This window comes from Faecalibacterium sp. BIOML-A1 (genome assembly GCF_009679715.1).
GTDB classification, from domain to species: domain Bacteria; phylum Bacillota; class Clostridia; order Oscillospirales; family Ruminococcaceae; genus Faecalibacterium; species Faecalibacterium taiwanense.
This window is the reverse complement of the sequence record NZ_WKZJ01000001.1, coordinates 383,198-396,206: the sequence shown is the minus strand read 5'-3', so window position 1 is coordinate 396,206 and position 13,009 is coordinate 383,198. Positions and strand designations below refer to the sequence as shown.

Here is a 13,009-nt window from a genome sequence, read left to right as displayed (position 1 = left end):
TCACAGCAGCATTTGTTATACTACAGATGAAGGGAGTTGATCTTATGCCGAACATCAAACCTATTTCTGACCTGCGGAATTACAACGAAGTCCTTCGCGATGTGGAAGCAGGATCGCCGGTTTTTCTTACCAAAAACGGCCGTGGAAAGTATGCCATTCTGGACATGGAAGATTATGAGAAAACGCAGGCTACCATCCGACTTATGAATGAAATTGCAAAAGGACGGTGCTCTGGTGAGACGGAAAAGCTTTACACTCCGGAAGAAATGAGGGCGCATTTCCGCGCAAGAGCCAATGGAAAATAACCTCATTTATACAACTCGTTCCCGTCAGGACCTGGACGACATCTGGGATTATATCTCGTTCGACTTGCAAAATCTGCCTTCTGCAGAGCGCATTCTGAACCGCATCATGGATGCTGCTGAACAATTAAAGCTGTTCCCGGAAAGCGGTGCATTGCTTTCTTCCGTAGCTCCGCTGGATCATGAACTTTATTTGGATGAGCGCTTTCTCGTCAGCGGAAAGTATCTGATTTTTTATCATGCTTTTCGGAACGATATTTATATTGACCGCGTCCTCTACGGCGGGCGGGATTATCTGCGGGTTTTGTTCCGGGACGCTTTGCAGGAAGAATAAACTCTTCTGCCGTGCTTCAAGAAATGTTTTTGATCGTTTTATAAGCGGCACCGCCGGGAATTTGCATTTTTTCGGCGGTGCCTCTTGTATTTTTCTGCGCCGCGCGTTATAATATGCCTTCGGTTCCCTTTATTTACGAAAAATTTACATTTCAGATGCTGTCCTCCTAAGCAGTGTGCAATGCTTCGGAAAACGGCTTCTCCGCGTAAACGATAAAAAGGAGGTACTTTTCTCATGGCTCAGACAAGCCGCTCCGCTGACCTTACCAGCGGCCCGATGCTCCAAAAGATCATCCTGTTCTCCATCCCACTGGCAGCTTCCAGCATTCTGCAGCTGCTGTTCAACGCTGCGGACGTAGTGGTCGTGGGCCGCTTTGCGGGCAGCACCGCACTGGCCGCCGTCGGCTCCAACGGCTCCCTCATCAACCTGCTGGTGAACCTGTTCGTAGGGCTTTCGCTGGGCGCAAACGTGGTGGCGGCCCGCTGCTTTGGCGCAAAAGATGACCGCGGCGTACAGGACACGGTGCAGACCTCGGTGACGCTGGGCCTTGTCAGCGGCGTGCTGCTGGCTGTGGTGGGGTTCTTTGCAGCCCGGGGGCTGCTGGAGCTGATGAGCTGCCCGGAGGATGTGATCGACCTCTCTGCGCTGTACCTTAAAATTTATTTCATCGGGATGCCTATGACCATGCTGTACAACTTCAGCAGTGCGCTGCTGCGCGCCGTGGGCGACACCAAGCGCCCGCTGTACTGTCTGGCAGCAGCCGGTCTCATCAACGTGGTGCTGAACCTTGTGTTCGTCATTGGCTTTTCCATGAGCGTGGCAGGCGTGGCGCTGGCTACCATCATCAGTCAGACCGTTTCCGCCTGCATGGTGACGCGGATGCTGATGAAGGAGGAGGGCGCGCTGCATCTGGATCTGCATCATCTGGGCTTCCACATGGGTGCCTTGAAGCAGATTTTGCTTATCGGCCTGCCTGCCGGTCTGCAGAGCACCGTGTTCAGCCTGTCCAACGTGGTCATCCAGTCGGCCATCAACTCCTTTGGTTCCACGGTGGTGGCAGGCAGTTCGGCCTCCGCCAATCTGGAGGGCTTCGTCTATACCGCCATGAACGCCTTTTCGCAGGCTGCCGTCACCTTTACCAGCCAGAACATGGGCGCGCGCAAGTACCAGAACCTGAACCGTGTTGTCCTCAACTGCCTGCTGTGCGCCATCGTGACCGGCGTGGTGCTGGGCGGCGGTGCGGTGCTGGCAGGCACCCAGCTGCTGCACTTCTACTCCTCGGATGCGGCGGTGATCGCCGCCGGATACGAGCGCCTGCGGGTGATCTGCGGCACCTACCTGCTGTGCGGCATCATGGATACGCTGGCCAGCAGCCTGCGCGGCCTTGGCTACAGCGTGCTGCCCATGGTGGTGAGCCTTGTGGGCAGCTGCCTGCTGCGGCTGGTGTGGATCGCCACCATCTTCCAGCTGAACCGCACACCGTTCATGCTGTACATCAGCTACCCCATCAGCTGGGTGCTGACGGCCGCCGTGCATCTGGCCTGCCTGCTGGTGGTGCGGCACAAGATGCGCCAGAGAGGTCAGACACTACAGGCGGCGTAAAGAGAAGCCCTGCGCCCTTGACAATCCCTGAAAAAAGCACTATACTACAAACAGAAAAGGCGCTGTCCGCAATGGTCAGCTCCTTGCCCGTTTAGTCAAGAAAAGATTGACCGCACGAGTTGGTAGCTGGGCGGTCAGTCTTTTTTGCTATCATCGGCTTTGTGCTTGGAAAACATTGTCATGACCTCAACGGCCAGACGGATCACGTCCACGATCAGACCCAACAGTGTGAGAATGAAGGTGAGCAGTGCGAGGGTTTCCAACAGAGTCACCGGATATCCCTCCCTTCGCCTTCAAGGCTCCGGGAAGTTTCATTTTGCAAAAAAGTTCCACTCCCGGAACCTCTGCTTCGTTCTATGTAGAAAGAGCAGCGATAACGGGCAGGAAGCATGACCACCTGCGCTTGCAGATAGCACCTTAACGCCACCCTTCGGGGTGGCGTTTTTAGTTTAACATGCTTTTTGACGAATTACAACTTTTTACAGCTCCTTTGCCAGCAGGTAGCGGTCGTGGCCGCCGTACATTTCCCGCCGGGAGACGATGGCAAAACCGGACGCAAGGGCGTTGTGCAGGCTGTACTGGTTCTGCGGGCTGACGGTAGCACCGATATGGGTGATTTTTTTCGGGAAAAGCGGCAGCGCTGCTTCCAGCATGAGCCGTTGCAGGCCGTTGCCGCGAAAGTCTGCGTGGACAATGGCGCTGTCCGCATTGGCCCAGTGCTCCCACTCGGTGCGCGGCACATCCATGAAGGCCGCATAGTTGTGTGCGCTGCGCCCGCAGAAGCGCACGATGAGATACCCGCCAAGGCGGCTGCCCTGCCATGCGCCGATGCACAGGTCATTGCGGACATAGGCCGTGATGTTTTCCAGCGTGTCCGGCACGAACTGCTCCGGGTCCGGCATGGCGGCGCGCACCTCGTTTTGCAAGGCGTACACCGCCGGGGCCTGCTCCGGCGTGCAGCGGCGCAGCTGCATGGACACCGGCGGCTGCACCGGCTGGCCGCAGATCTTGTGCAGAAAAACTTCCATCTTGCGTTTCCCTCCAAAATAAAATCATACTTTTTCGCTGTTTCCAGTATAAATGCCGCTTTTATAAATGTCAATTTATGTTATAATAAAGTATAAAGGGGTCTGCGGCGTATGGCGTGGTCACAAAGGTGCCGTGCGGCGCAGGCTTCAAGTCCCGGCGGGGCGCATCCCCTGCCCGTGAACGGAGGAACCGAACCATGAAGGAATCTGCACTTACCTCTTCCAACCGATTGGGCGGTGCTGTGATCAGCGACCGCATCGTTGCCAGTCTGCTGGAAGAGCTGCGCACCGGGCGCTATGCCCGGGCCGACCGTCTGCCCGCCGAGGTAGATCTTGCCGCTGAGCTGGGCGTGAGCCGCACCGTCATCCGCGATGCTTTGAGCGAGATGGAGCGCGCAGGCTATGTGGAGCGCGTGCGCGGCATTGGCACGGTGGTGAACCGTACAGTGCTGAGCCTGCGCAGCCGGCTAGACCAGAAGCTGGAATACTACCCGCTGATCCGCAGCTTTGGCAGCTACCCCCACGCCGATGGCATTCAGGTATTTCCCATCCGTGCCGGTGAAGAGCTGGCCCGCGATCTGGAAATTGAGCCGGGCGACGACGTGATCTGCATCAAAAAGCGCATTCTGGCCGATACCACCCCGGTGATCTACTCCATCGACTACCTGCCCAGAGCACTGTTCGGTGCCAGAGACTACACCCGCATCGACCTGACCGGCGGCGTGTTCGATATTCTGGAACGGGAGTGCCACCAGCAGATCTCCTCCAACGTCGCCCACCTGAAGGCAAGCTGCGGCGATGATGCCATCCGCTCCGCCATGCGCCTTGCTCCGGGCGAGGCCATGCTGTTGCTGGACGAAGTGTGTTTCAATCGTTTGTGCCGCCCGGTGATGCGTTCGCTGAGCTACTACACAAACTTCTTTGATTTTTCCATTTTACGCAAGCTGCTCTAAACCAAAAAACTGACGGAGGTATGCACCCATGCGACATCTGATCGACCCGTTGGATTTTACCCAACAGGAAATCTCCACGCTGCTTGATCTGGCCGACCGCATCCATGACGACCCGGCCGCGTATCAGGAGGTGGCCCGGCATAAAAAGCTGGCTACCCTGTTCTACGAGCCTTCCACCCGCACCCGCCTCTCCTTTGAGGCAGCCATGCTGAACCTTGGCGGCCATGTGCTGGGCTTTCCCAGTGAGAACGTGTCCAGCGCAAGCAAGGGCGAAAGCGTTGCCGACACCATCCGCGTGGTGTCCTGCTATGCGGACATCGTGGCCATGCGCCACCCCAAAGAGGGCGCACCGCTGCGCGCTTCCCGCTACTCCCGCATCCCGGTGATCAACGCGGGCGACGGCGGCCACCAGCACCCCACCCAGACCCTGACGGACCTCATGACCATCCGCCGCCGCATGGGACGGCTGGATGACCTGACCATCGGCCTGTGCGGCGACCTGAAATTCGGCCGCACCGTGCACTCCCTCATCAAGACCATGGCCCGCTGCAAGAACATCCGGTTCGTGCTCATCAGCCCGGAAGAGCTGCGCGTGCCGGACTACATCGTAAAGGACGTGCTGGAGGCCAACGGCATCCCCTACCAGGAGGCCCGCAGTCTGGAGGAATCCATGTCGGAGCTGGACATCCTGTACATGACCCGCGTGCAGAAGGAGCGCTTCTTCAACGAGGAGGACTACATCCGCCTGAAGAACAGCTACATCCTCACCAAGGAAAAGATGAGCCTTGCAAAGCCGGATATGGCTGTGCTGCATCCCCTGCCCCGCGTCAACGAGATCGCACTGGACGTGGATGACGATCCCCGCGCCGCCTACTTTGAGCAGGTGCAGAACGGCGTGTATGTGCGTATGGCACTGATCATGACCCTGCTGGGCCTGCGCGACCCCAAGGCACCTAAGGAGGAGAACTGATATGCTGAACATCGATGAAATTCAGAACGGAATCGTGATCGACCACATCAAGGCAGGCACCGCCATTGGCCTGATGGACCTGCTGGGCATTGCGGGCAACCGCACCGCCAGCGTGGCGCTGATCCAGAATGCACGCAGCAACAAGACCGCCAGCGGCCGCAAGGACATCATCAAGGTGGAGGGCGATGCTTCCTGGCTGAACCTGGATGTGCTGGCCTACCTTGACCCGGGCATCAGCGTGACCATCATTGAAAACGGCAAGGCCGTGCGCAAGGAAAAGCCGATGCCCCCCAAGCGCCTTGTGAACATTGTAAAATGCCGCAACCCCCGCTGCATCTCCTCCATTGAGGAAGAGTGCGACCAGATCTTTGAGCTGAGCTCCAACGGCAAATACCGCTGCATCTACTGCGAGCAGGAGCTGCAGGTAAAGCCGGAATAACGACACAGAAAAAGAGCTGCTGTATCAGGCAATTTTGCCGTACAGCAGCTCTTTTTTTGCAATAAAAAAATCTGACGGAACTCTCACCGACGCAAATGCCCTGTGCGGCAGATGCTCCATTCCCACAAGCAGCACCTGCCGGACAGAAATGCGACGTACCGAGTGACTTTATCAGCAGCAAACCCCAAAGTTCGCCGTTGAAAGCCCCGCCAGATGAGCTGCGCAGCGCATGAGGACTGCACAGCGAAGAGCAAAGGGAAAACAGAGCAGCTTAACACGCACCGCTGCCCGGATCACTGCACAGGGGGCAAAGCTTCACCAGGTCTTCCTTTGGCCGCAAATCCGCCCTGCCCCGGCAGGAGGTCACCTTTACTGGCCTTAGTATAGCATTGTTGCGTGCCTGTTGCACAGAACATGTCATAAATTGTCGGTGCTCATGTCATGAACTGCGCACGGGATGGCGCAGGTAAACCGAAACCACCGGTCGCGGCAGCTCACGGTGTACTCGGCACCGTACTTGCGCAGCACGTCCTGCACGTTGGCAAGGCCCATGCCGTGGCCGCTCTCCTTTTTGGTGGTGCCGGGCACCTTGCCCTCTTCCAGCAGCAGGTCTTCCTGCACGCGGTTGCGCACCGAGATCAGATATTCTTCCGGCGTTTTGCGGATGCGCACATGCACCTCCGGCGGCAGGGCCTGCGCTGCGGCGCGGGTGGCGTTGTCCAGAAGGTTGGAGAGCACGATGACCATATCCATGCTGTCGAAGGGCATCCGCTTGAGATCGCACAGGTCAAAGTAAATGTTCACGCCAACTTTTGCCGCTTCTTCGTATTTTTTGCTCAGAATGGAATCCAGCAGCGGGTTGTGGGTATCCATGATGGTGGTGCCCGCCGCCACCGTTTTGCTCACGCTGGCAATGTAGGCCTGTGCGCCTTTCAGGTCTCCCTGATCCAGCAGGGCGGTAAGGGCTGTCATGTGGTTGGTGAACTCGTGGGTCAGGCGGCGCTGTTCCGTGTAGGAATCCAGCAGGGCTTCGGCACGCTGCTGTTCCAGCTGAGCACGGTAGCGGGAGTTCTGCCGCTGCACCACCTGATCGTTGAACATCTGCACGATGGCGATATGCACCAGCACCGCCACGCTCATGCCAAAGGTGAGCAGCATGGTCATCCGGGTAGCGGGCTGCTGGGTCCCTGTGACCATCAGCACGATGTTCAGCACCACAGCCACCCCGGGGAAAAAGGACATCACCAGCGCCTGCAGCGGCTGCAGAGCACACTTCTGGTTCCAGCTGTACAGGGAATGCGCAACTGCTGCACCCACGATAAGGTTCGCGGCGCACAGCGCGATCAGGCAGCCGGTGTGCTGCCATGCTTCGCCGGTGCGCACTCCGGTGAACCAGGAGTAGGTATAGTTGACCGTGTTCTCCACCAGCAGGCACATGGTGCCGTTGATCAGGCAGGCGGTGAGCTTATCGGCAAAGGTTCCGCCAAACAGCTGCGCCGTAACAAAAAGGTACAGCACATTGAGCAGGACGCTCTGCACATTGAAAAATGACATTCCTGTTGCGAGTGACAGGCCCAGCTGCCCCATACACAGCAGCTCTGCCCACAGAACCGGCCAGCGCAGTTTTCCTCTGCCCAGATAGGCCCACTCCACCAGAATAAAGGCGTTCCCCTGGACCAGACACACCAGATGCCCCAGCATCATTTCCGCAAATGCATCACTCATCCACATACTGCCCCTTCCATTCCAGATATGCGTTCTGGATGGCCGCATAGCCTGCGCGGCTCACGCTCAGCTCCACCCCGTTTTTCAGCAGGGCGCGGTAGCTGCGGATGCTGCGCACATATTTCATGTTCACCACATCGCTGCGGCTCACCTGCAAAAAGCCGTTCTCGTAGAGCATGGGCGGCAGGTCGGCGATTTTGCCGTAGTAGGTGCAGATGGGCCGGCGGGCAATGTCGCCGTAGACGTTGATCTGGCGCAGGTCGCTTTCCAGATAATAGATCTGATCCAGCGGAATTTCCGTTTCGGTGCGGTTGTGGTGCACCGTCAGGGTCTTGCGCTGGTCGGTCAGGGCGGCAAGCAGGTCGTCCAGACACTTGGGCAGGGTGCGCGCAATGTCCCGCTTGAGCAGGTAGCGGTAGGCGTTCACCGTGTAGCCTTCCAGCGCAAATTCCAGATAGGCCGAAACATACACCAGCATCAGGCCGGGGCACTTCTGCTTGAGCTGACGGCCCAGCACCATGCCGTTTGCACCGGGCATGTCCACATCCAGAAACGCCAGCTGATACAGCTCCAGCCCCGGCGTTGCAAGCACCTCGGCTGCGCTGGTGCAGACGGCGGTGTGCACCTGCACGCTGCGGGCGGTAAAGTAGACGGTGACATATTCTGCCATGCGCGCGCCGAACGCCGCATCGTCGTCACAGATCAGGATATGCATGGAAGGTTCCTTTCTGCCGCAAAAGGCCCCTCTTATTGATGGAATAGGAGGAGCCTGTCGTTAACCTGCTTGCCCTCTCAGTCAAACCCTTTCGGGTTTGCCAGCTCCCCCAAAGTGGGAGCCCTTGGCAGTCCATGCAAAGTGCATCTTTCCGTCCGGTCTTCTCCCTTTGGGTGAGTTGTCACCGAAGATTACAGAGAGGTAGAAGTTATTTATTTACGCAAAAAATTTATCGTAGATGCCAAAAGCAAAGATGAACAGCACGATCACCGGCAGCACGCAGGTCAGGTAGCCGCGCATCCAGTCGTGCATCTTGAGGCCCTTGCCGGTGTTGACTTCCTTTTTATAGTTGTCCCAGCCCCAGCCGTACTTGGTAACGCAGAACAGCAGGTACACCAAGCTGCCCAGCGGCAGGAACAGGTTGCTCACGAGGAAGTCCTCCAAATCCAGCACAGCGCCGCCGAACACGGCAAAGCCGTCCCATGCCCACACGTTGTAGCCCAGCACGCAGGGCAGCGAAAGCAGAGTGATGAGCACGAAGTTCACCAGACTGGATTTCTTGCGGCTGCAGCCGGTCAGCTCCATGCCGCAGCAGATGATGTTCTCGAACACGGCCAGCACGGTGGAAAGCGCCGCAAAGGCCATGAACAGGAAGAACAGGGAGCCCCACAACCGGCCCATGGCCATGTTGGCAAAGATGTTGGGCAGGGTAATGAAGATCAGGCTGGGGCCGCTGGTCTGGTCCACACCGTAGGTGAAGCAGGCCGGAAAGATGATGAGACCGGCGGTGATGGCCACGAAGGTATCCAGCACCACGATGCGGGCGGACTCGCCCAGCAGGGAGTGCTCCTTGCCGATGTAGCTGCCAAAGATGGACATTGCGCCAATGCCAAGGCTCAGGGTGAAGAAGGCCTGATTCATGGCGGACACCAGCGTGTTGACCACGCCCACCTCTTTCATACGCCCGAAGTCGGGCACGAGGAAGAAGCTCAGGCCTTCCTTTGCGCCGGGCATGAACAGGCTGTTGACGGCCAGCACCACCATGATCACCAGCAGGGCGATCATCATGACCTTGGTCACGCGCTCAAGGCCGTTCTGCAGGCCCTTGGCGCATACAAAGATGCCCAGTGCCACCACGAACACCATCCAAAAGGTCATCACGCCGGGGTCTGCCAGCATTTCGGTAAACTTGCCAGCCACTTGATCGGCGTTCAGGCCTGCCAGCTTACCGGTGGCGGTCATGTAGAAATAGTGCAGCATCCAGCCTGCCACGGTGGTGTAGAACATCATGAGCAGATAGCAGCCAATGAGGGTGAGGTAGCCGTGGATGTGCCACTTCTGGCCCGGCTTTTCCAGTGCCTGATAGGCCCGCACCGGGCTTTTGCGGGAAGCGCGGCCCACCGCAAACTCCATGGTCATGATGGGCAGGCCCAGAATGATGAGGAAGATCAGGTAGAACAGCACGAACGCGCCGCCGCCGCCTTGACCTGCAATATAAGGGAACTTCCACACGTTGCCAATGCCGATGGCACAGCCCGCCGAAAGCAGAATGAAGCCCAGCCGGGACTTCAGTTTTTCTCTTTCCATGATTCCAAACTCCTTGTTTTCCGTTCTGCTCTGCCCTGCCCTTTGCGGGGCCGAGCGAAGCGTTGCTTTTGTATTATAGCACAAATTTGGTCGAAGAACAGGGGCGCTTCAGTGAGATGAACTTTTGCTGTCAAAAGTATTCTTTGTCTTTCCCGCGTGTACAGCCCGTCCTGCCGCAGGGTCGTACCGCAATTTTCGTTGCAGGTGCGTCCGTTTTCGGTGTATTTGCGGCGGACTGCAATTTTTCTCACCTGAAAGGTGAAGAGCTGACAGTTATTCACTTATATAAAAATGCCTTGCATAGCAGCCGAGAAGCATCTCTTGACAAACCAGCAAAAAGAAACTATACTACAAATAGAGAAGGTGCTGTCCGCAATGGTCAGCTTCCTCCGGCTAATTGGTCAATAAGAAGAATGACCGCTCACCGTTTGGAGACTGGGGCGGTCATTTCTTATTGTTATGGATCTCTTTGAAGATTGCCCATGCGATCTGAAATGTAATCCCAACTGTACCGCCAACAATGACGAACAGCTGCAGAACATCGTTCAACACCATGATGCATCCCCCCTTCCGCGTTTGCGAACGGGGGAACAAACAATAAGCTTTTACGTCCCCCGGACGCTTGCCGGAGGAAAGCATGACCACCTGCGCTTGCAGACAGCACCGAATCACCGCCTTTTCGGGCGGCATCTTTATGATATCATAAAAAATAACATTTTACAATAAAGAAAGCACCCGCTGTACAGGTGCTTTCTTTTCGTTTATATAGGTATATAGGCTTACTTCCGCTTTTTGGGGGCAGTACCCTTGCCCACCGGGCCGCGGGGGCGGCGCTCGGCAGCCTTGGACTGCACTGCGGCGCTGCGGGTCTGGGCGCGGCCCTTGGCGGCAGCGGCACGCAGACCGTTGATCTCTGCCTTGGTCAGCTCACGGTAGGTGCCGGGCTTGAGCATTCCCAGCTTCACCACGCCCTCGGCGTTGCGCTTCAGGCGCACCACCTCAAGGCCCACGGTCTCGCACATGCGGCGGATCTCGCGGTTTTTGCCCTCTTTCAGGGTCATTTCCATCACGGTGCGGCCCGGCTCGTCGGTAACAACGTTGATGGCGCAGGGCATGGTCTTGGTGCCATCGTCCAGCACAACGCCGCTGCTCAGCTTCAGGATCTGGCTTTCATCGGCGCGGGGCTGCACGGTGACGCGGTACAGCTTGGAGATGCCGCCCGACGGATGGGTGACGGCCTGCGCAAACGCGCCGTCGTTGGTCATGAGCAGCAGGCCCTCGCTGTCCTTATCCAGACGGCCCACCGGGTACAGGCGGGCGGGGATATCGCTCACCAGCTCCATCACGGTCTTGCGGCCCAGCTCGTCGCTGGCGGTGGTCACATAGCCGCGGGGCTTGTACAGGGCCAGATAGTACAGCTGCTGATCCTTGCGGATATAGATGCGCTCGTCGTCCACGTGCAGCACGTCGCGGTTGGGGTCCATCTTGTCGCCCACCTTGACGGGGTGGCCATTGACCTTCACGCGGCCCTCGGCAATGATCTGTTCTGCCGCACGGCGGGAGCACAGACCCTGTTCAGCCATGATCTTTTGAATACGTTCTTCTGCCATAATAAAACTCCTTGTGCGCCTCCCGGCGCTCAAAACGCGCACCTCTCCCCTGCTTTGGGGTGCGGGTGCGCCTGTATCAAAACTGTGAGTTGGAAGCTCACAGTTACGGCGATAGTAGTTAGCAGGCCAGCAGGGAGCTTTCTCCGCGAACAGCGACGGGTTGCGGCACCCAGCAGCCGCTTCGCTATCGCTTGCGTCTTGCTGGCCGCGGCCCCAACGGCAACTCCCTGTTTCCGCCGCTGGCGGCGGTCGTTGCCGTTGCAGGACTCCAGTCCTGCCCCAACGCTTGCGCGCCGGGGCCCCACCCCCAGGACATTCGCTGGAGAAACTCCCTGCCGTCCTGCCGGGATCGGCATCGGATACTCCGGCAAGATGCGCAAAGCCATGTCTAAAGTGCAGGCTGCGACTAAAATCGACAAAAAAGCCCGTCGGGAAGTGCGAGGGCTTCTTTCGCTGGTGGTCTGGCGAGCGCAGGCGGGACGGAGTGTCCGGTGCCAAGCCCTCCACTTACTGCTCCGCAGGAGCAGCAGGCTCTTCCTTCTTTTCGTCCTTCTTGATGAGGGCGGCAACCTTGTCCACCAGCTCCGGCAGCATGGTCAGGGCACGGTTGATGGTGTCGGCGTTGTCCGACAGCTGGATGGTGCGCACGCAGCCATCCTTTACCACGAGGAAGGCCACCGGCTGGATGTTCACACCCGCACCGGAGCCGCCGCCGAACAGGTCCTTGTTGGCGGCGTTCTTGCCGTCAAAGTCGGTGCCGCCGGAGGCAAAGCCAAAGCTCACCTTGGAAACCGGCAGGATGGTGGTGCCGTCCTCGGTGATGATGGGCTTGCCAATGATGGTGTTGGAGTCCACCATCTGGTGGATCTTCTCCATGGTAACGTTCATCAGGCCCTGAATGGGATGCTCAGCCATAAAACAGCTCTCCTTTATCGGTTTGATTCGGGCAAAGGCCCGTTGTCTGCAGATCCGGATACACTTATAGTGTACCACATTATAGGAAGATGTCCAATACTTTTTTGCGCCAGAACTCGTACAGCACCCGCACCGCCGCAAGGACGATGAACAGTGCCTGTGCGCTCACCCGGCAGGACACCCGGTCCTCCACGGTGGGCTGCCCGCTGCCAAAGTCCGGCAGGATGCGCAGCTCATCGAACTGCAGCCAGAGAAAGCGGTCCAGCACGCCCAGCACCGGGTACAGCCACGCCTGCAGCTTGCCGTAGCTGCGGGCAGCGGCGGCGGGGTCCTCCCCGCGCACACCAAGGCGCACCTGTATTTTTGTGATGCGCAGCGCACCGAACACAGCTTTGGTCAAAGTGCCCGCACCTTTGAGCATGGTGCAGAGGATCTCCAGCGTGATCTTTGCCTTTTTGCGCGGCTGGGCGGGCTTGTTTGCCTTGGCGGCAGCGGCGGCGGCCTTTTTGCGGGCCTTCTCCTCTGCCTTTTTCCGCTTGCGCTCGGCCCGCCATGCGGCAAACTTTGCCTTGACCTTGCCAAAGCCCCTGGGCGGCTCCGGGTTTTCCGGTGCGGGCGGCGGCTCCGGCTTCGGGTACTGGAACACCGGGAAGGTGATGCCCAGCGCACCGGCCTTTACGGTGAGCACGCCGTGCTCCCAGCACAGGTCTGCGCAGAAGGGGCACAGCAGCAACAGCACCAGTAAGATCAGCACCACCAGCAGCAGAATGCCGATCACCCGGAGGATGAACAGCAGCACTGCGCCCAGCGCGGCGAGGAATGCTCCCAT

The 13,009-nt window shown here is 58.2% G+C and carries 15 protein-coding genes; 7 read left to right on the top strand and 8 right to left on the bottom strand.

All coding sequences use genetic code 11. From position 1 onward, the window contains the following. The first annotated feature begins 44 nt into the window (after nucleotides 1-44). The 3 genes from GKG36_RS01970 to GKG36_RS01960 all read left to right on the top strand — a co-directional run bounded on the left by GKG36_RS01970 (nucleotide 45) and on the right by GKG36_RS01960 (nucleotide 2,238). The gene (locus GKG36_RS01970) at nucleotides 45-305 is read left to right on the top strand and encodes a type II toxin-antitoxin system prevent-host-death family antitoxin (RefSeq protein ID WP_097774897.1); all 261 of its coding nucleotides are present in this window, start codon (nucleotides 45-47) and stop codon (nucleotides 303-305) included. Continuing rightward, complete coding sequence (locus GKG36_RS01965; protein ID WP_097774896.1) at nucleotides 295-636, top strand: type II toxin-antitoxin system RelE/ParE family toxin; 342 nt, start codon at nucleotides 295-297, stop codon at nucleotides 634-636. The genes GKG36_RS01970 and GKG36_RS01965 overlap by 11 nt, the downstream gene beginning before the upstream one ends. A gap of 234 nt (nucleotides 637-870) precedes the next feature. Then, the gene (locus GKG36_RS01960) at nucleotides 871-2,238 is read left to right on the top strand and encodes an MATE family efflux transporter (RefSeq protein ID WP_097774895.1); all 1,368 of its coding nucleotides are present in this window, start codon (nucleotides 871-873) and stop codon (nucleotides 2,236-2,238) included. Nucleotides 2,239-2,372: 134 nt separating this feature from the next. Here the strand turns inward: GKG36_RS01960 and GKG36_RS01955 are convergent, their stop codons facing one another. Further along, a complete protein-coding gene (locus GKG36_RS01955; RefSeq protein ID WP_154255424.1) occupies nucleotides 2,373-2,510 on the bottom strand; it encodes a hypothetical protein in 138 nt (45 codons plus the stop codon). A gap of 207 nt (nucleotides 2,511-2,717) precedes the next feature. Continuing rightward, on the bottom strand, nucleotides 2,718-3,266 hold the full coding sequence (locus GKG36_RS01950) for a GNAT family N-acetyltransferase (protein WP_097774894.1): 549 nt from the start codon (nucleotides 3,264-3,266) through the stop codon (nucleotides 2,718-2,720). Nucleotides 3,267-3,463: 197 nt separating this feature from the next. On the opposite strand from GKG36_RS01950, the gene GKG36_RS01945 reads away from it, so the two are divergent. Genes GKG36_RS01945 through GKG36_RS01935 form a run of 3 tightly spaced genes read left to right on the top strand, consistent with a single transcriptional unit; the run spans nucleotide 3,464 to nucleotide 5,628 of the window. Continuing rightward, nucleotides 3,464-4,219, top strand: coding sequence for a GntR family transcriptional regulator (locus tag GKG36_RS01945; protein WP_154258814.1), 756 nt, complete (start codon nucleotides 3,464-3,466; stop codon nucleotides 4,217-4,219). A 28-nt stretch (nucleotides 4,220-4,247) separates the two neighbouring features. Next, entirely contained in the window at nucleotides 4,248-5,189 is a 942-nt protein-coding gene (pyrB, locus tag GKG36_RS01940) for an aspartate carbamoyltransferase (protein ID WP_154258812.1), read from the top strand. 1 nt (nucleotide 5,190) lies between these two features. After that, nucleotides 5,191-5,628 carry an aspartate carbamoyltransferase regulatory subunit gene (locus GKG36_RS01935; protein WP_097774892.1) on the top strand — a complete coding sequence of 146 codons (438 nt, stop codon included), beginning with the start codon at nucleotides 5,191-5,193 and terminating at the stop codon, nucleotides 5,626-5,628. Nucleotides 5,629-6,045: 417 nt separating this feature from the next. On the opposite strand, the gene GKG36_RS01930 is transcribed toward GKG36_RS01935, so the two are convergent. The 3 genes from GKG36_RS01930 to GKG36_RS01920 all read right to left on the bottom strand — a co-directional run bounded on the left by GKG36_RS01930 (nucleotide 6,046) and on the right by GKG36_RS01920 (nucleotide 9,655). Beyond that, a complete protein-coding gene (locus GKG36_RS01930) occupies nucleotides 6,046-7,353 on the bottom strand; it encodes a sensor histidine kinase (RefSeq protein ID WP_154258810.1) in 1,308 nt (435 codons plus the stop codon). Continuing rightward, entirely contained in the window at nucleotides 7,346-8,068 is a 723-nt protein-coding gene (locus GKG36_RS01925; protein WP_005941248.1) for a LytTR family DNA-binding domain-containing protein, read from the bottom strand. Before GKG36_RS01925 ends, GKG36_RS01930 begins: the two co-directional genes overlap by 8 nt. Before the next feature lie 216 nt (nucleotides 8,069-8,284). After that, the gene (locus GKG36_RS01920; RefSeq protein ID WP_005941251.1) at nucleotides 8,285-9,655 is read right to left on the bottom strand and encodes a sodium-dependent transporter; all 1,371 of its coding nucleotides are present in this window, start codon (nucleotides 9,653-9,655) and stop codon (nucleotides 8,285-8,287) included. Nucleotides 9,656-9,723: 68 nt separating this feature from the next. On the opposite strand from GKG36_RS01920, the gene GKG36_RS01915 reads away from it, so the two are divergent. Continuing rightward, nucleotides 9,724-10,128 (top strand): hypothetical protein, encoded by a 405-nt coding sequence (locus GKG36_RS01915; protein ID WP_154258808.1) that lies wholly within the window; start codon nucleotides 9,724-9,726, stop codon nucleotides 10,126-10,128. A gap of 306 nt (nucleotides 10,129-10,434) precedes the next feature. Here GKG36_RS01915 and GKG36_RS01910 read toward each other — a convergent pair whose 3' ends face one another. The 3 genes from GKG36_RS01910 to GKG36_RS01900 form a co-directional block, all read right to left on the bottom strand. Then, nucleotides 10,435-11,265, bottom strand: a complete 831-nt coding sequence (locus tag GKG36_RS01910; RefSeq protein WP_154258806.1) for a pseudouridine synthase — start codon at nucleotides 11,263-11,265, stop codon at nucleotides 10,435-10,437. Between the two features lie 507 nt (nucleotides 11,266-11,772). Beyond that, entirely contained in the window at nucleotides 11,773-12,180 is a 408-nt protein-coding gene (gene ytfJ / locus GKG36_RS01905) for a GerW family sporulation protein (RefSeq protein WP_005941263.1), read from the bottom strand. 79 nt (nucleotides 12,181-12,259) lie between these two features. Beyond that, nucleotides 12,260-13,009: a hypothetical protein gene (locus tag GKG36_RS01900; RefSeq protein WP_097801861.1), complete on the bottom strand. Its 750-nt coding sequence runs from the start codon at nucleotides 13,007-13,009 to the stop codon at nucleotides 12,260-12,262.

What these genes read in the sequence shown, in the direction of transcription:
- GKG36_RS01970 (WP_097774897.1), top strand. Translation starts at nt 45, where the DNA reads ATGCCGAACATCAAACCTATTTCTGACCTGCGGAATTACAACGAAGTC.
- GKG36_RS01965 (WP_097774896.1), top strand. Translation starts at nt 295, where the DNA reads ATGGAAAATAACCTCATTTATACAACTCGTTCCCGTCAGGACCTGGAC.
- GKG36_RS01960 (WP_097774895.1), top strand. Translation starts at nt 871, where the DNA reads ATGGCTCAGACAAGCCGCTCCGCTGACCTTACCAGCGGCCCGATGCTC.
- GKG36_RS01950 (WP_097774894.1), bottom strand. Translation starts at nt 3,266, where the DNA reads ATGGAAGTTTTTCTGCACAAGATCTGCGGCCAGCCGGTGCAGCCGCCG.
- GKG36_RS01945 (WP_154258814.1), top strand. Translation starts at nt 3,464, where the DNA reads ATGAAGGAATCTGCACTTACCTCTTCCAACCGATTGGGCGGTGCTGTG.
- pyrB (WP_154258812.1), top strand. Translation starts at nt 4,248, where the DNA reads ATGCGACATCTGATCGACCCGTTGGATTTTACCCAACAGGAAATCTCC.
- GKG36_RS01935 (WP_097774892.1), top strand. Translation starts at nt 5,191, where the DNA reads ATGCTGAACATCGATGAAATTCAGAACGGAATCGTGATCGACCACATC.
- GKG36_RS01930 (WP_154258810.1), bottom strand. Translation starts at nt 7,353, where the DNA reads ATGAGTGATGCATTTGCGGAAATGATGCTGGGGCATCTGGTGTGTCTG.
- GKG36_RS01925 (WP_005941248.1), bottom strand. Translation starts at nt 8,068, where the DNA reads ATGCATATCCTGATCTGTGACGACGATGCGGCGTTCGGCGCGCGCATG.
- GKG36_RS01920 (WP_005941251.1), bottom strand. Translation starts at nt 9,655, where the DNA reads ATGGAAAGAGAAAAACTGAAGTCCCGGCTGGGCTTCATTCTGCTTTCG.
- GKG36_RS01910 (WP_154258806.1), bottom strand. Translation starts at nt 11,265, where the DNA reads ATGGCAGAAGAACGTATTCAAAAGATCATGGCTGAACAGGGTCTGTGC.
- ytfJ (WP_005941263.1), bottom strand. Translation starts at nt 12,180, where the DNA reads ATGGCTGAGCATCCCATTCAGGGCCTGATGAACGTTACCATGGAGAAG.
- GKG36_RS01900 (WP_097801861.1), bottom strand. Translation starts at nt 13,009, where the DNA reads ATGGGAGCATTCCTCGCCGCGCTGGGCGCAGTGCTGCTGTTCATCCTC.